The 20,824-nt window shown below is 45.2% G+C and carries 10 protein-coding genes and 1 pseudogene; 4 read left to right on the top strand and 7 right to left on the bottom strand.

The genetic code is table 11. The annotated features are described in order from the left end of the window. Window positions 1–44: 44 nt before the first annotated feature. Window positions 45–710: a bifunctional tRNA pseudouridine(32) synthase/23S rRNA pseudouridine(746) synthase RluA gene (gene rluA, locus FE810_RS03310; RefSeq protein ID WP_138318607.1), complete on the bottom strand. Its 666-nt coding sequence runs from the start codon at window positions 708–710 to the stop codon at window positions 45–47. An 88-nt stretch (window positions 711–798) separates the two neighbouring features. After that, window positions 799–3,708, bottom strand: coding sequence for an RNA polymerase-associated protein RapA (rapA, locus tag FE810_RS03315; RefSeq protein WP_138318608.1), 2,910 nt, complete (start codon window positions 3,706–3,708; stop codon window positions 799–801). Between the two features lie 531 nt (window positions 3,709–4,239). On the opposite strand from rapA, the gene FE810_RS03320 reads away from it, so the two are divergent. The 4 genes from FE810_RS03320 (at window position 4,240) to FE810_RS03335 (ending at window position 12,621) form a co-directional block, all read left to right on the top strand. Then, window positions 4,240–5,622: a PhoH family protein gene (locus FE810_RS03320; protein ID WP_138318609.1), complete on the top strand. Its 1,383-nt coding sequence runs from the start codon at window positions 4,240–4,242 to the stop codon at window positions 5,620–5,622. A 637-nt stretch (window positions 5,623–6,259) separates the two neighbouring features. After that, complete coding sequence (locus FE810_RS03325) at window positions 6,260–7,285, top strand: efflux RND transporter periplasmic adaptor subunit (RefSeq protein WP_138318610.1); 1,026 nt, start codon at window positions 6,260–6,262, stop codon at window positions 7,283–7,285. Window positions 7,286–7,303: 18 nt separating this feature from the next. Next, a complete protein-coding gene (locus FE810_RS03330; protein WP_138318611.1) occupies window positions 7,304–10,402 on the top strand; it encodes an efflux RND transporter permease subunit in 3,099 nt (1,032 codons plus the stop codon). A 440-nt stretch (window positions 10,403–10,842) separates the two neighbouring features. Next, a complete protein-coding gene (locus FE810_RS03335) occupies window positions 10,843–12,621 on the top strand; it encodes an acyl-CoA dehydrogenase C-terminal domain-containing protein (protein ID WP_138318612.1) in 1,779 nt (592 codons plus the stop codon). Window positions 12,622–12,691: 70 nt separating this feature from the next. On the opposite strand, the gene FE810_RS03340 is transcribed toward FE810_RS03335, so the two are convergent. The 5 genes and pseudogenes from FE810_RS03340 to pepA form a co-directional block, all read right to left on the bottom strand. After that, window positions 12,692–14,002: an amidohydrolase gene (locus FE810_RS03340; protein WP_138318613.1), complete on the bottom strand. Its 1,311-nt coding sequence runs from the start codon at window positions 14,000–14,002 to the stop codon at window positions 12,692–12,694. 92 nt (window positions 14,003–14,094) lie between these two features. Further along, window positions 14,095–15,222, bottom strand: coding sequence for a DUF481 domain-containing protein (locus FE810_RS03345; RefSeq protein ID WP_138318614.1), 1,128 nt, complete (start codon window positions 15,220–15,222; stop codon window positions 14,095–14,097). A gap of 664 nt (window positions 15,223–15,886) precedes the next feature. After that, window positions 15,887–18,742, bottom strand: coding sequence for a valine--tRNA ligase (locus tag FE810_RS03350; protein ID WP_138318615.1), 2,856 nt, complete (start codon window positions 18,740–18,742; stop codon window positions 15,887–15,889). A 14-nt stretch (window positions 18,743–18,756) separates the two neighbouring features. Further along, window positions 18,757–19,194: a DNA polymerase III subunit chi gene (locus FE810_RS03355; protein ID WP_138318616.1), complete on the bottom strand. Its 438-nt coding sequence runs from the start codon at window positions 19,192–19,194 to the stop codon at window positions 18,757–18,759. Continuing rightward, window positions 19,195–20,700, bottom strand: a pseudogene (gene pepA, locus FE810_RS03360) (leucyl aminopeptidase). Window positions 20,701–20,824 lie beyond the last annotated feature (124 nt).

Raw genomic sequence — 20,824 nt, forward strand, 5'->3', positions numbered from 1 at the left:
ATCGTTCCTGTACAGGTAGGAGTTAGCTTTCCAAACTTACAGGATTAGAAGTTCTCAGGCGCGGTAAAACACATACTGTCACCACTGTGCGGATGAAAAAGGCTTAAGGCTTTAGCATGCAGCTGCAGACGCGGACTTAACGCTAGGGCCTCCGGATGCGCATAAAGACGATCGCCAATGATTGGGTGACCAAGGCTTAGCATGTGTACACGCAGTTGATGAGAGCGGCCGGTAACAGGCATGAGTTTGACTAGCGTGGTGTGTTCTTCATGAGCAAGCACTTGATAACGAGTTATAGCCTTTTTACCACGTTCATGATCCACCATCTGCTTCGGTCGGTTAGGCCAGTCACAAATTAACGGTAAATCAATCTCACCGGATTCAGGCTCGACGTTTCCATAAACTCTGGCCAAATAGGTTTTCTCAGTTTGGCGCTTTTCAAATTGTCGGGAAATAGCCACATGACTGGGTTTATTAAGCGCCATCACCATAACCCCTGAGGTTGCCATATCCAGGCGATGGACGATCGTTGCGGTTGGTAAAACCCGTTGCACCCGATGTTGCAAGCAATCTTGGTGTTCTTCAAGACGACCCGGTACGGATAATAAACCGCTTGGTTTATTGACGACGATAAAGTCTTCATCGCGATAGAGTATTTCGAGATAAGGGCTCATCGGTGGCGCGTAAACAAAATCTGGATTGGCTGACATAAGATATTAAATTAGTGGTAAGTGGTAAGTGGTAAGTGGTGAGAAGTAAGTTGCTTCCACCTCCCACCTTCCACCTCAATATTTCCGTTTAGTGACTAACGACGATCAATCGAATTGCTTCAAATTTAAGTTGAGCATGTTCAATATAATGGCTGAGTTGTTGTTGCTGTGTCGCGATAAAGTCTAGTTCTGATTGTCGAACGTTAGGATTTACGGCGGCTAATTCCTGCAGGCGGGTTAGCTCTTCCTGCAAGCTAGTTTGCATTTTAGTCATTGCTCGCTGCTGCAATTCATTGACCTGCTGTTTGCCTAAACGCTCGGCTTTTTCGACCAGCGGTGGTACGAAGCTGCGCAATGCTTTAATTAATTGCATGCCGGTTTGCTTTTTCACCGGTTTCAATTGTTGATCAAAGCCCGTTTCATTCACTTTTTCCGCCAGGTTATTGCCGTTTTTATCCAGCAATATACGAATTGGTGTGGTCGGCAGGTAACGACCTAATTGCAATTCACTTGGCGCCATGCCTTCCAGGGTAAAAATACATTCGATAAAAAAGCTCCCTACTGGGATGGCCGGGTTTTTCAATATGGCAAGTGACGCATTACCAATCTCATCGCTCAGCACCAAATCCAGACTACCTCGTACCATAGGGTGATCCCAGGTTAACAATTGATAGTCTTCGCAGCTTAATGCGGTTTGCCGTTCAAACGTCACTGTGGTGCCATCTTCTCCTAAACCTGGAAAGTTAGGGCTCAGCATATGCTCACTTGGAGTCAGAGCAATGGCGTTGTCGGCTTTGTCGTCCTGATTAATGCCGAAGACATCAAAGACTGAAAACATATATTGTGGCAATTTTGTTTCATCATCCTGAGCTTCGATGTCTTTTACCAGCTGTGCCGCTTTACCATGTCCTGAAGAATGAATTTCTAACAACTTATCGCGACCGGATTCCATTTCAGCCTTGAGTTTTATATGCATATCGCGGCTGGCACTAACCAAATTTTCGATGCCTTGATCATGCCAAATCCCCTGTAATGCGGTTTGCACCAGAGGGCGAGAAAACTCTTCATAGATGGCTCTGGCGGTCACACAGGTTTGTTCAAAAGCGTTCATGGCATTGTGATACCAGTTCATTAGCATCGACTGTGGAGATTGCTCGAAATAAGGAACATGAATTTTAATCGTCTGTGTCTGACCAATACGATCCAAGCGACCAATGCGTTGTTCGAGCAAGTCTGGATTTTGTGGTAGATCAAATAACACCAGTTGATGGGCAAACTGGAAGTTACGCCCTTCACTACCAATTTCCGAGCAAAGCAGCACTTGGGCACTGTCTTCTTCCTGAGCAAAATAAGCCGCGGCTTTGTCACGCTCGAATATGCTCATCCCTTCATGGAACACCGCCGCACGGATCCCTTCTTTAACCCGCAGCGCTTCTTCAATGTCTTTCGCGGTTTGTGCCTGGGCACAAATGACCAACACTTTGGCTTTACGATCCTGATTTAGCAACTCCATTAAATAATCAACACGAGGATCGATGTCGACCCAGGCCGACTCTGTACTGTTTAACTGATAAAAACACTCCGGGGTGAAAAGGTATTTACAGCGTGAACTGGTCAGTAATTCATCGGTGTCCGCTTCACTGATAAATGCCTGAATGCACTCATCATAGGCTTCAGGCAAAGGCAGCGGTGTTGCAATTAACTTACGTTTGGGAAAACCTTTAATGGTATTTCGCGAGTTTCTAAACAGTATGCGACCCGTACCATGACGGTCGAGAAGTTGATCTACAAGCTCTGCTTTGATCGTGTCACTGTTCTCATCATTGCGATTAATCGCGGCTAACTCGGCACTGATATCTTTTTCAGAAATTAGCTGCTTGAGAGCTTGCTGCTGGTTTTCGGTCAAAGCGTCATCATTGTCTGCAAGCAGCGAATTAGCCGCATCCGCCACATTCATATATTGCTGCTCTTCCTCAACAAATTTCTGATAGTCATAAAAGCGATTACGATCTAACAGGCGCAAACGGGCAAAATGGCTTTGATGCCCTAATTGATCCGGTGTTGCGGTTAATAGCAAGACGCCGGGAATATTCTCCGCAAGCATTTCGATGCATTGATATTCGATGCTGGGGTTCTCTTCGCTCCAGGCCAGATGGTGAGCTTCATCAACCACGATTAAATCCCAGTCTTCATTGGCAATATTCTCGAACTGGTCAGCATTGTTGGCAAGAAAGCCAAGATTAACCAGAACCAATTGTTCGCTGCTAAATGGGTTCTCGTCTTGTTCATATTGTTTGCAGCGTTCTTCATCAAAAATACTGAATTTAAGATTGAAACGGCGCATCATTTCCACCAGCCATTGGTGAGTCAATGCTTCCGGAACCACAATAAGCACTCGTTGCGCTCGGCCAGAAACAAGTTGCTGATGGATGATAAGGCCTGCTTCGATAGTTTTACCCAGACCCACTTCGTCTGCCAGCAAAACACGTGGTGCGTAGCGCTGTCCGACTTCTTCGGCGATATAAAGTTGATGCTCAATCAGGCTTACCCGGCCGCCGGTTAATCCGGTTAACGGAGATTGTTGTTGTTCACTGCTAATTGATAGTGAACGTTTACGAAGTTGATACCAGTCAAGACGGTCGAACTGACCATTTAACAGTCGGTCATGGGGTTTATTGAACTTGATAAAGTGGTCCAGCATCATCTCTTTGAGTTGAATCGCTTCACCGTTATCTAAACGTTCCCCTTCGTAAGTGTAGAGGTTGTTGTCTTCAATAACATTGGATATTTTGACGGAAAACCCTTCGTGACTTGGAACCGTGTCACCAACATTAAACACCACTCGGGTCAAAGGGGCATCTTGAATGGCATATTGCCTGGATTCTCCGGTCGCGGTATAGAGAATGGTAACGAATCGGTTTTCCAGCGCAACTACAGTGCCTAAACCTTGATCGGATTCACTATCTGAAATCCAGCGTTGACCAAGAAAAAATGACATAAAACTCTCCGTAAAAATCCACGCTTGTCAAAAGGGGCGCTATGTTAGCGCTTTCTCATCCAGGTTGGTACTGTTTTGGCGGCGGTACCGTGTTTGGGTGATGATTTTGTGCGAATTGATTGATTTACAACCAAAAGCTGCGTCAATCCACATTGTCCTGTATTGAATCCACAGGAAGGAATTGCATCGGCGCCAAAATTGAACTCCTAATAAGAATAGAATCGATCCCAGATTATTGCCGTTGCTGTGACACTTTAGATCATTCAGTGTCTTATTGAATCGTGAATTAGTTTCATCCATTTGCAATCAAATGACACTTGCCAGCGGTCTAATAAACTGTCAAAGTGGTGATAAGGTAATCGTGAAAAGGGAGGTTTTTCTTGCTCATTTAGCACCACAGGCTTCAATGGCCGGTCTGGGAGTGGCAAGGATGGTGACCCGACGATATTTAGTGATTCACCTCGAACCTTTGTTCTGCTCTACACAGCTCCGGTATTGGCACACAATAATTTGTTGGCAGCAGGATTTCATATGACAGAACAAAGCATCATTTACGTATTAGATACCAATATTCTTTTACACGAACCCTTCGCATTTTTATCCTTTCAGGAACACGAGGTGGTCATACCTATGACCGTACTCGAAGAACTCGACAATATTAAAGATAGAAAAAAAGACGTAAGTCGTGATGCCCGAGTGGCTATCCGAGCACTTGAAGATACGCTTACCGATGCCTCACCGGAAGAAGTCATGGCGGGAGTCGAGTTACCCAACCAGACCGAAACACAAACCAAACCTGGTCGCTTATCGATATTCAATGATTTCACCCTAAAACAAAAATCCGGTGCTTTGTCCGATAATGATAACGATAACCGCATTATTAATACGGCGTTGCATATTCAGGAAATGAACCCTAAAAAACGCGTGGTATTGGTGACCAAAGATATCAATATGCGGTTAAAAGGCAAAGGTGCAGGTCTGGCTTACGTTGAAGATTATCGTACCGATCAACTGGTTGATGATATCAATTACCTGACCAAGGGATATCACAAGTTTACCGGGGACTTTTGGCAGCAAGTCAGTAATTGTGAAAGTGAAACGGATGGCCGCTATACCCAGCACTTTATCGATAAAAATCTGGTTCCTGGTGCGTTTATCAATGAATACCTTATTGATGAAGAAAAAACATTTGCGGGAAAAATAATCGGTATCGAAGGAGATACAGCTTCGGTTCAGGATTTAGGCTATGAGCGATTAATGGGCCGCCATGCCTGGGGTATCCACCCAAAAAATATTTATCAAGGAATGGCGTTCGATGCGTTACTTGATCCGGAAATTGACCTAGTGATCCTGACAGGACCCGCCGGTTGCGGTAAAACCTTGCTGGCATTAGCCTCGGCGTTAGAGCTTACCGTCGAGAAAGGCTTATATGATAAAGTCATTGTCACCCGTTCAACGCCAGAGATTGCCGAGTCGATTGGCTTTTTGCCAGGTACCGAAGAAGAAAAAATGGCGCCTTGGTTAGCAGCAATTACCGACTCTTTAGAAGTATTGCATAAGCAGGATGAAAGTATGGCTGGCAGCATGAATTACATTATGGAAAAAGCCAATATTCAGTTTAAATCGATTAATTTTATGCGCGGCCGCTCAATCCAAAATGCCCTGGTAATTCTCGATGAATGTCAGAACCTCACCGCTTCACAATTAAAAACCATTATTACCCGTTGCGGTGAAGGTACAAAAATTGTGTGTTCTGGGAATTTAGCGCAAATAGATAGTAATTATCTAACCGCATTAACCTCAGGTTTAACCTATATTGTCGAACGATTTAAAGACTATCAGGGCAGCGCGACGATTAACCTAAATGGTGTCGTTCGCTCACCATTGGCATCGTTTGCTGAAGAAAACCTCTAAATTAGGTTAAAGATACAATTCCATTAAATTAGCTTAACTGCCTGTTGCTTCATGAAAATGATGGTTGCAGGCAGTTTTTTACAATTAACGAAGGACTTTATTACCGATTTGGACCTGATGATTGATTTGACCGGAGATCAATGGCTGATAATCAGCTCGCTATAGGCGAAGCTCAACCGCGTCTAATATTGTTTGCTTCTCGCCTGGCATCGAATACTTGTTTTTGTCTTTTCCTGAATAATTATGCGTAAAATCAGTCAGTCGCTGGTTATTCTCGGGGTCCTATGAAAATTAGGAATTGCCATTTTTTACCTACACCTGGTAATCCTAAATGCCCTGTTCAACGTAGGGAATCCTTGATGGTTTTGTTGAAATAGTTCGGATTTTACACAACTCAACGTGGTTTTAATGCCGCTCGTCGATTTACCGATATCAAAATAGCTAAAAGGTTGGTTAGGTCCCACTTATTTTATGTAGAATATTGGTTAGCTAACGGCTGAAATTACCATTATCGCGATAATGTCTGAGCATGGGTTGTTTTAAAACCGAATCTGAAGTCTGTTTTATTCAATATCATCAAAATATTGTTTTTATCAAACTCATGTTGGCGCTAACCGGAACCTAATTTAAGGGAATTATGAGAGTTTTCATTTTTTGTATTGCTGCATTAACCTTGCTACCTAACGCTGTCTTTGCGAACGAACGTAAAAGACCTCCAATCAATGTCATAACCGAAAAAGTGGTGTTCGAGCCGATAAAAGTGGCGATTGAAACCGTTGGCACTGCTGAGGCGAAAAAGTCGGTGAATTTGTTTCCCGCAGCTGCTGATCGCGTTGTCAAGGTAGCGTTTGCTCCGGGCGACTTCGTAGAAAAAGGTGCGGTTCTGGTTGAGCTAGATTCTCGTCGCCAGGTTGCTGCATTGCAGCGGGCGAAAATCGACCTGGCGAATAAGCGGCGTAACTTTGAAAGACTTATCAAAAGCAAAGCCAATGGTGCGGTAACGGAATCGCAGGTGGATGAAGCGCAGGCGATACTGGATCTGGCTTTGGTAAGTGTTGCCGAAGCCGAGGCTGATTTAGAAGATAGAAGCGTGGTTGCACCATTTAGCGGTTATCTGGGACTGACCGAAATAGAAGTGGGGGATCGTATTAATCAGTCGACATTGATCACAACCATTGATGACAGAGAACAATTATTTATTAATTTTACGGTTCCTGAATCGTCCTACAATTTAGTTGGCCCTGGTACAAGTGTAACTGTCCAGCCCTGGAATAGCCGTGACACCCGATATATCGCTTCCTTGGATCAATTAGACAGTCGAATTGATTCACAAAATCGCACCCTAAAAGTCAGAGCATTGCTTGGCAATAGCGATGATATTTTCCGTCCTGGGTTAAGTTTTAAAGTAACGCTGAACACCAATGGTACCGCGTACCCCATTATCCCCGAAGCGGCTTTGGCCTGGGGAGCTACGGGTTCCTACGTCTGGCTGGTCATAGATGGCAAAGCGCACAAGAAAAACGTAGTGATTAAGCAACGTTTGCGTGGCGCGATACTGGTCGAAGGTGAGTTGACGGATGGTGATGTACTGATTGTTGAAGGTATTCAGCGCTTGCGGGAAAACGCCAGCGTAGCCGCGGAAAGTGCGTTAGCAAACCGGTAAATCGTTTAAGGGATTATCATGATTAATTTATTTGAAAATAAAGACGATTTACCATCACTGTCGGTGCGCAGACCCGTCACCGTTGTGGTGTTGAATATTCTTATCATTATTGCCGGCCTGTCGGCGGTACTCGGATTAGAAGTGCGGGAACTGCCAGATGTGGATCGGCCGATTGTCAGTGTTGTTGCTAATTTTCCAGGTGGTGCACCGGAAACCGTAGATAACGAAGTTACCCGACGAATCGAAGGAGCAGCGGCCAGAGTCAGCGGTGTTAAATCGATTAGAGCTTCCAGTGAAGAAGGCTCTTCTCGGGTACGAGTTGAATTTCGACCGGGTATCGATATTGAAGATGCCGCCAACGAATTACGAGAGTCAGTTAGCCGGGTACAGCGTCAATTACCTGATGAAGTGGAACAGTTATCTATCGTTAAGGCTGATAACGACGCTCGGTCTGTCCTTGATCTGGCAATCGGTAGTGATAATATCGACACGGAAACCATTGCTGAAATTGTTGATCGTGACATTTCGCCGATGTTTCTTGCTATCCCTGGCGTTGCCGATGTCCGGTTAAATGGTGAAAGAAAACGGGTGTTACGTGTCATTGTTGACCCAATTCGTTTAGCAAGTTATCGCCTGTCTTTTACCAACGTTGCCAATGCGTTGAAGTCTGCCCCATTTGATGTTGCAGCAGGCAGTTTGCGTTCAACCGACCATCAGGTCATTGTTCGTGCAGATGCGACGTCTGTTACGGCTGAACAGGTTGAGAAGATCATTGTCGGCGATGATATTCGATTAGGTGATGTCGCCACGGTTTACTTTGGTCCTGCGGATGCGCAAAGCTTCGTCAGATTGAATGGTCAACCGGTGATTGGTTTAGGGGTCATTCGTCAGGCGAGTGCCAACACCATTGAAATCTCAGACCTGGCATTGGATATGGTTGAAGAGATCAAATTGCGCTATCCCGACTTGCAGGTTTTTGTGACCTCGGATGATGCCCAGTTTATTCGCAGCTCTGTAGAAGAGGTCATTAAATCACTTGCCTATACCATTGCTTTGGTTGTCTTCACGTTATGGTTATTCCTGGGTAGTTGGCGGGCAACGATCGTTCCGGCATTATCCATACCTGTCTCGTTAATCGGTGTGTTAGCTATTGTTTGGGCGCTTGGCTTTTCGATTAATATTCTCACCTTGCTGGCTTTGGTATTGGCAACTGGATTGATTGTCGATGACGCCATTGTTGTTTCTGAAAATATTCAACGACATAAATCTTTGGGGGTGAAATCAAAAGCTGCGGCTGTTGTTGGCTCGCGAGAAGTATTCTTTGCGGTGGTCGCGACTACGGCGGTACTCGTTGCGGTTTTTCTTCCGATTGCATTTTTGCCTTCTACGGCAGGTAAATTGTTCCGTGAGTTTGGCGGGGTACTAGCTGGTGCGGTAATCATTTCTTCGTTAGTTGCGCTGACCTTAGTGCCGGCGTTAAAAGCAAAGTTAAAGCCGAAACAGCAATCCAGCCAGACGACCAGATTCCAGAATTTTGGTAATGGTGCGGTAACCGCTTATGGCAGATCTTTACAGTATTGTATTAAATACGGCTGGTTAGTTTTATTACTCAGTGTGATTGCAGGCGCTGGCGCGACATTTTTGTATAGCAGTATAGATAAAGAATTATTGCCAACTGAGGATAGAGGTACGGTTCGGATATTCGCCCGGGGACCGGACGGTGTTGGTATTTCTTATATGGACCGGCAAGCTCAGGCGATGGAAGATATCATGTTGCCGTATGCGGATCTCGGCGATATTGACTCTATTAATACCACGGTAGGTTATCGGGATCCTAACATTGTATTCATGACAGTTAATTTAAAGGACTGGTCTGAACGGGAAAATAGTCAGCAAAAAATTATTGATGAAATTCGTCCTAAACTGGCGGAAATTCCGGGGGCGCCGGGGCGTGCTTTTGGTGCAAACAGCTTAAACCTGAGAGGCCAGGGCGGTGGCCTGGAGTTTGCCATTACCGGCAGTGACTATGAAGAAATTTTTGCAGTTGCCCAGACATTTAGTCAAGTTGTAGAGTCGCAATATCCGCAATTTGGTCAACTGGATATTTCCTACCAGCCAACTCAGCCGCAAATGCGTGTTCATATTGACCGTAATCGGGCCGAAGAGCTAGGGGTTCCATTTAGTGATATTAACCAAACATTGCGCGCTGCCATAGGCGGTGATGATTTAATTGATTTGAATGTCGGGGACAAGGCCGTGCCGATAATTTTGCAGTCTTCCTATAAAGATTCAGCAAACCCGTCAGACTTAATCAACTTGTATGTTGCCGGGAAAAACGGCGAGTTAGTGTCATTATCTTCCATTGCTTATATCGCTGAGGAAGGTGTTGCCGCAGAGTTGGAGCGTCATGCTCAACGACGGGCGATCGAAATGGATGCTGATTTGCCCGAAGGAATGCCGATTGCCGAAGCGGTGCAAATTCTGCGTCAGCTAGCGCGAGAACATCTACCTAATGGCTTTGATTTAATCTTGCTGGGTGAAGCGAAAACGTACCAGGAAACCGATCAGCAAGTCACCATGACCTATGTAGTCGCATTCTTAATCGTATTGCTTGTTTTGGCGGCACAATTTGAAAGTGCCATAAGTGCACTTGTGGTGATGTTAACGGTTCCATTTGGTATTGCCGCGGCGATATTTGCGGTATGGCTTACCGGCACGACAATCAATATTTATACGCAAATTGGCCTGGTGATGCTTATCGGCTTGTTGGCGAAAAATTCAATCTTATTGGTTGAGTTTGCCGATCAGTTAAGGGATCGCGGCATCGCGATAGAGCAAGCCATAATCGAAGCCGGTAAAGTACGTTTGAGACCGATTATGATGACCCTGCTGTCCACTGTATTAGGAGGATTACCATTAATCCTTTCTAGTGGTGCCGGTGCTGAAGCGAGAAATGCTATCGGCTGGGTCGTATTCGGCGGGTTAGGTATCGCTGTCGTCTTTACCTTATTCTTAACACCGGTGTTATATGTCTGGTTAGCTCGTTTTGCGAAACCACGAGCCGATCAGGAAAAAGTTCTGGTAGATGAATTAAGCAGCGCCCGCAACCTGCAGTAAACAGCATGGGGTCAGAGTCAATTACGAGATTATCTTATCGTTAAATAACAATGAGATAATCTCGATATAGTAATGACTCTGCCCCCATTTTCGACGTTAATCCTCTCTTTTCGCAATCCCTTTTTCACCACAAATTCAAAAAAGACTTTACACCTAAGGTTAGCTGTCGTTATATTTAAACAAGCGTTTAAATTGGTGGTTTAAATTGTTTATTTTAATTAGGGTTTGAATTCGACTCGTCAATGGCAAATGCATTGTCAGGCATTCTACTTAAACTCGGTCCTATAATAGTACCAATTCCACTAAGTGTTTTCCCACTCAGTGAGAATGTAAAGGCTTTTAGGCAAGGCTTTGATTGCAGAGAATGGTCGCTCCATTGTCAAAAGTATTTAACAAACCACTGAAGTTTTTTTTCAACAGATTTGATTACGGAGGCCACGGTGGCTGAATATAGCGTTGCGTTAGACGATATGAATTTTTTGCTGTTTGATGTCTTTCAAGCAGATAAAATGTGGCAAGATTTGCCGGAGTTGGCAGAGTCCATCGATAAAGATACTGCACAGGCGATATTGCAAGAATGCGCGAAAATCTCCGAGCAGGAGATAGCGTCGATTTCACGCCAGGGTGACGAAATTGGTGTGCAATTTAATGATGGTTCGGTCACCACACCTGCGGGCTTCAAACAGGCTTTTGATACTTATGCCGAAGGCGGCTGGATTGGACTGGGTGGTGACATCAACTACGGCGGTATGGGAATGCCGAAAATGTTAACGGCATTGCAAGAAGAGATTGTTTGCGGTGCAGATATGTCATTTTCATTGTACCCTGGCCTAACCACTGGCGCGGCACTATCGCTATCGGCCCATGGCAGCGAAGCGCTTAAAGAAAAATATTTACCACGTATGTACAGCGGTGAGTGGACCGGCACCATGTGTTTAACAGAGGCTCATGCTGGTACAGACCTTGGTATAATCCGTACCAAAGCAGTTCCTCAGGATGACGGTAGCTATAGCCTGACTGGGGGTAAGATTTTTATTACGGGTGGAGAGCAGGATTTAACCGAAAATATTATTCATTTGGTGTTGGCTAAATTACCGGATGCGCCGAAAGGCCCGAAAGGCATTTCTTTATTCTTAGTCCCCAAATTTAATGTCAATGCCGACGGTTCTTTAGGTGAGCGTAATGGTGTGAGTTGTGGCTCGGTGGAGCACAAAATGGGGATCCATGCCTCTGCGACCTGTGTCATCAATCTCGATGATGCGAAAGGGTATTTGGTTGGTGAGCTGAATAAAGGCTTGGCAGCCATGTTTACGATGATGAATTATGAACGTATTGGCGTTGGTATTCAGGGGCTTGGTGCCGGTGTTCGTTCTTATCAAAATGCTTTGGAATACGCCAAAGATCGTCTGCAAAGTCGTTCGGTTACCGGACCAAAATCTCCTGAAAAAGAAGCCGATTCAATCATGGTACATGCGGATGTTCGACGCATGTTACTAAGCATGAAAGCCATGAATGAAGGCAATCGCGCACTTGGTATGTATATCTCTCAGCAACTTGATCTGTCTAAATACGGCAGTGGTGAAGAGCAACTGAAAGGTGAAGCATTAACGGCATTAATGACGCCTTTAGCGAAAGCATTCTTTACCGATGTTGGTCTTGAAAATACCATAACTGGTCAGCAGGTTCTTGGTGGTCATGGCTATGTTCGTGAATGGGGACAGGAGCAATTAGTGCGAGACTGTCGTATTGCGCAAATCTATGAAGGCACCAATGGCATCCAGGCGATGGATTTGATTGGCCGTAAATTGGCTGCCAATCGCGGCGAATTTATGAAGCTGTTTGTTGCCGATGTTCGAAGTTTTATTGAGGAAAATTCATCGTCTGAAATGGCAGAGTTTATCGCACCACTTAGTGAATCAATTGATGATTTGGAATTGCTAACCCAAGATATATTAGTGGCTGCTGCTAAGGATCCGAATCAATTAGGAAGTGCAGCCTGTGACTATTTACATGTTTTCGGGTATACCGCGGTTGGTTTTATGTGGGCTCGCATGGCACTAGCGGCATTACCTAAATTTGAGACCGATGACTTTTGCAAAGCTAAGGTTCATACGGCTCGCTACTTCTTCGCACGTTTATTGCCTCGTCGTTTATCGCTGATGGCATCCGCTCGAAGTGCTGCTGAGCATTTGTATAATCTTGATGATGAATTGTTCTAGGTGTCAGCAATTGTAACAATAAAAAACGGAGTCTATTGACTCCGTTTTTTATGGATGAAGAATACGGAAGCTATTTGCTTTGCATATTCATGTAATCAATGGTCAGATTAATAAGCACTTCGACCCCGGTTTTAAGACCGCTTTCATCTATTTGGAATTGTGGTGTGTGATGTCCGGGCGCTTGATCTGCTGGCAAGTCTTTCGGCTTGCCACCAACGAAGAGATACAGACCAGGGACTTCTTGTTGGAAGAAAGAGAAATCTTCAGCGCCGGTGACGGCTTTGGTCAGCTTAACGTTTTCTGCACCCGCACTGTTGCGTATTGTCGGTAGCATGGATTCCATTAATGCCGGCTCGTTATACGTTACCGGATAATTGGCGCCCCACGGCACTTCAACTTCGACTTCAGCATTCATACTGGCGGCAATGGTTTGCGCTTTGCGGGTTACAGCTTCACGAATTTGCATACGCATGTCATTGTTTAATGAACGCAGTGTGCCAACGATCTCCACTTCCGATGGAATAATATTGGATCGGGTACCACCAGTGATTTTACCTACGGTGACTACCGCGGCTTCGTCAATCAAGGTAAGTTCGCGGGAAACGATGGTTTGAAGTCCCATAATGATTTGTGCCGAGGTTACGATTGGGTCCACACTTATCCATGGGTAAGCACCATGAGATTGCTTACCTTTTACCAGAATACGATAAGTGTCTACCGCCGCCATAATGCCACCGGGTTTATACTCGATAGTACCGACATCGGTATCTGAACTAATATGCAGGCCAAAAACCACATCGACGCCTTTCATCACGCCTTCCTTGACCATCATTTCCGCCCCACCTTCTTCACCGGCAGGCGCGCCTTCTTCGGCAGGTTGGAAAATGAATTTTACTTTTCCACTTAACTCTCCCTGCATCTCTTTAAGAATTTTGGCGGCCCCAAGTAACATTGCAATATGGGTATCGTGCCCACAAGCATGCATAACACCTACCTGTGCGCCATCAAACTCGGTTGTAACTTTCGAAGCGAAATCTAAATCCACGGATTCGGTGACAGGCAAGCCATCAATATCGGCACGTAAAGCGACAACAGGTCCAGGCTTGCCAGAATCTAAAACGGCAACAACACCGGTATGAGCAATCCCCGTTTGCACTTCATAGCCCATGGCTTTTAGCTCTTTGGCGATCGTTTTAGCGGTGTTAACTTCTCGGTTAGAGAGTTCCGGAAATTCGTGAAAGTGGCGGCGCCAATCAATCACTTGCTGCTCGGTTTGGTTCGACAGTTTTTCAACGGTTTGATACTGATCGGCCATAGCAGCAGGAGCTAAAGTATATAAAGCAGCACTACACAGTGCTATACGAGAAAGGCGAGTTTTCATTGGGTTACCTGTTATTTTTCGGATTTTGGCAAAGGATACTCCGTTTGGAGATCTTATATATGTAGCTAAGAGTCTACCTTAAACGTACAGAATTAGAAGGAATATTTCACGCCAAAAATCAGCAGGATATCGGTTTTTTCAGGAACCTCTCCAAGCTCATTAGGCACGGGATCGGCAATAAAATCGAAAATAGATTTAAGTTGCAGGTCTAGATCATCGATTAACTCAACATCCAACGATGTTTCGATATGATGTATTAAACGCCCGGATTCTACCGATGTGGTACGTCCCACATATTGCGCAGAAATGGTCGTATCTTCGGTAAAGTCGTAACCGATATCCGTACCAAACAGTAACCCTCCTGAAGTGTTAGAACCAGGGTTACCCGCTTCTACCTCGACAAATCGAGTATATTGAATGCTGGGACCGATATAGGCTCGCCAAAAATAATCATCTTCATCCAAAAGTACTAAACCGCCGGCCAATGCGACAGTAAGTTTTAAATCAATATTTTTGAATTTGTCTTCCTGGTACTCAATGTCGGGAATACGAAAGAACACCTTTCGGCTGTAGAACCAATCGTAGGCAAAGGTTACACGCTGATTTTCTTCCGTTTGAACCGTTTCGCCGGTTTCAAAATCTTCGGATCGCGCTAAGATCCCTAGATAATCCAAGGTCACCCGATCTAACGCCGTTAAACGCTCAACGTTTAAAGAGATGGTATAATCCAAACGTTCCGAATTACCGGTTTTAAAATTTATACCCAGTCCAAAATGCCCACTCCAAATGCTGTCTTCGCTTTCTTTTGATGGCGATATCGACAACAGTTGTTTTCTGGGAAAGCTCAAGTGAGGTTTATTGAAAAACGTAATTTGTTTTCGATCCACTAACAGCTGGCCTTCATAAATTTGATTGTTTTCCAGACGAATGCTGACAATATCATTGGTTCTGATTTGTCGAATATCATCAAAATCCAGTTCAACCAAGCCGAGTTCATCGCTGTCGAATCGAACCTTATCCCGGTACATGGATAGGAGGTCGCCGCCAAGAAGCTCACCGTTTTCCAGTAAAACCCAATCAAAACGTATCGGCATGGTGGGGCGATTAATTGGCCATTCTTCGGGTTCTTCCCATTGCGCCAGCGTGGTTTGGACAACGCAAAAATACCCAAGCAGGGCAGTGATAATACGCAAGGTAAGCTTAAGGAACGGTTTTCTCACAGATTTATTCTTATTGTGAAAATTATTTTAGTTACTGTTAACTTTAGGAAAAATATAGAAAATTGCCAAAGTAAGAAGAGGGTAATTGTGTTAAATCAGGAGAAATCTTGCGTGGCGGTTGTCTATTCCATGAGGGATCATGCGACCCATCATGATTCTTGCGAACACGGTTAGCGTTTCACAAGGCTGCATAAACCCTTACTAGCACCATCCATGGCACGTAAGGATAAATGCGTCCCGAGTAAATCCTTGCGAACACGGCTAGCGTTTCACAAGGCTGCATAAACCCTTACTAGCACCATGCATGGCTCGTAAGGATAAATGCGTGCCGAGTAAATCCTTGCGAACACGGTTAGCGTTTCACAAGGCTGCATAAACCCTTACTAGCACCATGCATGGCACGTAAGGATAAATGCGTCCCGAGGAAATCCTTGCGAACACGGTTAGTGTTTCACAAGGCTGCATAAACCCTTACTATCACCATCCATGGCTCGTAAGGATAAATGCGTCCCGAGTAAATCCTTGCGAACACGGCTAGCGTTTCACAAGGCTGCATAAACCCTTACTAGCACCATCCATGGCTCGTAAGGATAAATGCGTCCCTGCATAAAAAAAAATCCCTCGCGGGCGAGGGATTTTAATGAATCATTTTAGCGAAAATATTTTACAACGCTTCGATACTCAGCTTTTGCTCGTTGAGTTTTTCAAGTTGCGATTTCGCATCGGCCAGCTTGGCACGCTCTTTATCAATCACCGCAGCAGGCGCTTTAGAAACAAAGTTTTCATTGGCAAGCTTGCCTTCGGTGCGTTTTACATCGCCGGCAAGTTTATCAATGGCTTTGCTCAATCGAGCGATTTCAGCTTCTTTATCAATCAGACCAGCCATTGGGATCAGTACGCTCATGTCACCAATAACGGCCGTTGCAGAAGCCGGACCATTATCATCCTCGGCTAACACGTCAATGCTTTCCAGTTTGGCCAGCGCACTTAAAAACTGTTGGTTTTCATTCAAGCGGCGTTTATCTTCAGTGTTTACGTGCTTTAACAACACGGGAAGTGGTTTGCTTGGCGCAATATCCATCTCACCACGGATATTACGCACCGCGATAATAAACTGCTTCACCCATTCCAAATCGTTAATCGCCTGGTTATCCAGTAATTGCTGATCAAATAACGGGAAACTTTGCATCATAATGCTGTCGCCCTCGGTGAAGTTACCGGTAAGCGGTGCAGTTCGCTGCCAAATGGTTTCGGTAATATATGGCATGACCGGATGCATCAGGCGCAACAGGCTCTCCAGAATATTCACTAATGTATGACGGGTGCCACGTTGCTCGGCTTCACTGCCTTTGAATAAAACAGGCTTAGTGAGTTCCAGGTACCAGTCACAAAACTGATTCCAGGTGAACTCGTACAATGCTTGAGACGCTAAATCGAATCGGAAAGACGCAAAGGCTTCATGAACGGTTTTCACCGTTTGTTGGAATTGTCCGATAATCCAACGATCCGCGAGCGATAACGCCATGTCGCCGCCATTGGCACCACAATCGTGTTCTTCGGTATTCATCAATACATAACGACTGGCATTCCAAAGTTTGTTGGTAAAGTTACGGTAACCTTCCAAACGCTTCATATCCCAGTTGATATCACGACCTGTGGACGCAAGCGCGGTCAGGGTAAATCGCAGGGCATCTGTCCCGTGAGCTTCGATACCGTCAGGGAATTCTTTGCGCGTTGCTTTGGCAATTTTTTCCGCTTTTTTCGGTTGCATCATATTGCCGGTGCGTTTTTGTAGTAAATCTTCAAGGGAAATACCGTCGATCATATCCAATGGATCGATAACATTACCCTTCGACTTACTCATCTTGTCGCCGTGTTCGTCACGAATAAGACCAGTCACGTAGACTTTCTTAAAGGGTACCTGAGCTTTTCCTTGTTCATCTTTGTTGAAATGCATGGTCATCATGATCATGCGGGCAACCCAGAAGAAAATAATATCAAAACCGGTGACTAACACATCCGTTGGGTGGAAGGTTGCCAGGTCTTTCGTTTTTTCAGGCCAGCCTAAGGTTGAGAATGTCCACAGTGCTGATGAGAACCAGGTATCTAATACGTCATCGTCCTGGGTTAAAGTCACCTCTGCACTTAAGTTGTTTTGTCCTCGCACTTCATCTTCGCTGCGACCAACATAAACATTGCCATTGGCATCGTACCAGGCAGGAATTCGATGACCCCACCAAAGCTGGCGTGAAATACACCAGTCCTGAATGTCTCGCATCCAGGAGAAATACATATTCTCATATTGTTTCGGAACAAATTCGATATCACCGTTTTCAACCGCTTCAATGGCAGGTTTTGCCAAAGGTTCGACCCGCACATACCACTGATCCGTTAATAACGGCTCGATAACCACCGCAGAACGATCGCCATAAGGTATGGTTAAATCATGATCTTTGACTTCGTCCAACAAGCCTAATTTATCAAATTCAGCGACAATATCTTTACGGGCCTGGAAACGATCCAAACCGGCATATTGTTCAGGCAACTTGCTGTCATAGACTTCACTGACTTCGCCATTAACATCGTACACTTCGGCCGTAGCTAGAACCGCAGCGTTCTGATCGAAAATATTGATCATCGGTAACTGGTGGCGTTTACCGACTTCATTATCGTTAAAATCGTGAGCTGGGGTGATCTTCACACACCCAGTGCCTTTTTCCATGTCGGCATGATCATCACCAACGATTGGAATACGACGATTGACGATTGGCAAGATAATCGACTTGCCGATCAAGTGCTGATAACGCTCATCATCTGGATTTACTGCAACACCGGTATCCCCGAGCATGGTTTCAGGGCGGGTTGTTGCCACGACAATGTAGTCTTTGCCGTCTTGAGTTGTTGCGCCGTCCGCTAGCGGATAACGGAAATGCCACATATGGCCTTTCTTGTCTTTATTTTCGACTTCTAAATCAGAAATGGCGGTATGAAGTTTCGGATCCCAGTTAACCAGGCGCTTACCACGATAGATTAAATCATCCTGATACAAGCGAACAAATACTTCCTGCACGGCTTTCGACATGCCTTCGTCCATGGTGAAACGTTCGCGCGACCAGTCGATTGAATTACCGAGCCTGCGCATTTGCTTGCCGATGGTACCGCCGGAATGCTCTTTCCATTCCCAGATTTTGTCGATAAATGCATCACGACCATAATCGTGACGGGTTTTGTCTTCTTCGGCCGCAATCTTGCGTTCAACCACCATTTGTGTGGCGATGCCCGCATGATCGGTACCGACTTGCCACAAGGTGTTTTTCCCTTGCATACGTTGGTAGCGAATTAACGTATCCATAATCGTTTGCTGAAAGGCGTGGCCCATATGCAAACTGCCGGTGACATTTGGTGGTGGAATGGCGATACAGTAGCCGTCGCCTTGGCCAGTAGGACTAAAATAGCCTTTTTCTTCCCAATGGGAATACATGGCTTGTTCGATTGCTGAAGGATTAAATGTTTTTTCCATGGATTTACTGCTTTTTATGCGACTCTGCTGGCAGGGCGGGTTTCAACGTGAAACCCTTTTTGCTGATAACGGCGATACCGTTGACGAGCGAGTTGTTTTAACTCTTCCTGTTCAGAAACAAAATCTATAATTTGAGAAAACTGTAGCGCGAAGTCAGGGACTTCTGTCGCTAAATTAATTAACACTTGCCTGGAAGATGTAGGAGGGAGCCAGCTGATCTCAACGGGGGAACCCTGATGTCCTGCTTCTCCTGGCAGGTTATGTGGCACAAAACTTTGTGCGTCCAAAGACCACAACAACTCGTCTAATTGATGAGCACAGTCTTGATCTTCGGTGTAAATAAAAACACGTTTATTTTGACGAAAGGCTATTGTTGCTTGCTCACATACAAAGTGCAGCAAGTCCTGTTCACTGGCATGACCCATTAAATAGAAAATAGCCTGTATGGTCATTTACTCGCCTTGCTCCTGACCGCTACGGTTTAATAGGAACTGAGTTAACATGCTAACCGGACGACCGGTTGAGCCTTTATTCTTCCCGCTGCGCCAAGCCGTACCTGCGATATCCAAATGTGCCCAATGATATTTCTTGGTGAACTTCGACAGAAAACATGCAGCGGTAATCGTACCCGCGGCGCGACCACCTAAATTGGTGAAATCAGCAAATGGACTTTCTAGTTGATCCTGATAGTCATCCCACAAAGGCAGACGCCATGCACGATCACCACTTTGATCCTATGCATTTAACAATTCATGCGCCAGTGGATTATGGTTACTTAACAGGCCAGTTGCATGGGCACCTAAGGCAATGACGCAGGCACCGGTTAATGTGGCAACATCAATTACCAATTCTGGCTCGAACTGTTCAACGTAGGTGAGTGCATCACATAACACTAAACGGCCTTCGGCATCGGTATTTAACACTTCAACCGTTTGGCCTGACATGGTGGTTAAAATATCGCCTGGACGATACGCATTTGCATCGGGCATATTCTCACAACCGGCCAGTACACCGATAACATTGATTGGCAGATTCAATTCTGCAAGCGAATGCATTGCGCCTAACACACCGGCAGCGCCACCCATGTCGTATTTCATTTCATCCATGGCTTCGCCAGGTTTTAGGGATATACCACCGGAATCAAACGTTAGTCCTTTACCGACCAGGACAATTGGAGCGGCGCCTTTATCACCACCATTGTAGTGAATAACGCTCATCAAGGATTCATTGACGCTACCACGACCGACGGCAAGGTATGAACCCATACCAAGTTCTTGCATTTGCGCTTCATCAACGATCTTGGTGGAGATATGCTCATACTTTTCGGCTAAGGCTTTCGCTTGGTCAGCAAGGTAGGCAGGATTACAAATATTAGGTGGCAGATTGGCAACATCTTTACATTCTTTAATACCAGCGGAAATACCCAAACCATGGGAAATCGCGCGCTCGCCAATCGGTAATTCACGACGAGTCGGTACGTTTAATACGATTTTACGTAATGGTCGGCGTGGTTCTTCTTTACGGGTTTTCAAGCTGTTAAAGCTGTAAAGGCAATCTTGAGTGGCTTCTACCGCCTGACGAACTTTCCAATATGTATCACGGCCTTTGACGTGCAGTTCAGACAGAAAGCAAACCGCTTCCATCGAGCCAGTTTCATTAAGAGTGTTAATGGTTTTAGAAATGATTTGACGATATTGGCGTTCGTCCAGTTCACGCTCTTTTCCGCATCCAACGAGTAAAACACGTTCACTTAAAATATTTGGTACCTGATGCAGAAGCAGCATTTGGCCGGATTTCCCTTCCAAATCGCCGCGGCGCAGTAGGTTGGAGATATAACCACCACTAATTTCATCCAATTGCTCAGCGACAGCAGATAAACGACGTGGTTCATAAACACCGACAACAATACAGGCACTGCGTTGTTTTTCCGGACTACCACTTTTTACACTGAACTCCATGAACACTCCTAATTTATGGTTAAATACAAATTTCAGGCTTAAATTGTTGCGATATGCTTGCTAAAATCTGCTGTCAGAAGATAGACTTAAAACAACAGCAAGCAGGCTTCAGGCTATTATTATA

The organism is Thalassotalea litorea (assembly GCF_005843925.1).
GTDB classification, from domain to species: domain Bacteria; phylum Pseudomonadota; class Gammaproteobacteria; order Enterobacterales; family Alteromonadaceae; genus Thalassotalea_A; species Thalassotalea_A litorea_A.

Excerpts from the sequence above, each read along its gene's own strand:
- FE810_RS03350 (WP_138318615.1), bottom strand. The coding sequence starts at position 18,742 with ATGGAAAAAACATTTAATCCTTCAGCAATCGAACAAGCCATGTATTCC.
- FE810_RS03340 (WP_138318613.1), bottom strand. The coding sequence starts at position 14,002 with ATGAAAACTCGCCTTTCTCGTATAGCACTGTGTAGTGCTGCTTTATAT.
- FE810_RS03325 (WP_138318610.1), top strand. The coding sequence starts at position 6,260 with ATGAGAGTTTTCATTTTTTGTATTGCTGCATTAACCTTGCTACCTAAC.
- FE810_RS03355 (WP_138318616.1), bottom strand. The coding sequence starts at position 19,194 with ATGACCATACAGGCTATTTTCTATTTAATGGGTCATGCCAGTGAACAG.
- FE810_RS03330 (WP_138318611.1), top strand. The coding sequence starts at position 7,304 with ATGATTAATTTATTTGAAAATAAAGACGATTTACCATCACTGTCGGTG.
- FE810_RS03320 (WP_138318609.1), top strand. The coding sequence starts at position 4,240 with ATGACAGAACAAAGCATCATTTACGTATTAGATACCAATATTCTTTTA.
- rapA (WP_138318608.1), bottom strand. The coding sequence starts at position 3,708 with ATGTCATTTTTTCTTGGTCAACGCTGGATTTCAGATAGTGAATCCGAT.
- rluA (WP_138318607.1), bottom strand. The coding sequence starts at position 710 with ATGTCAGCCAATCCAGATTTTGTTTACGCGCCACCGATGAGCCCTTAT.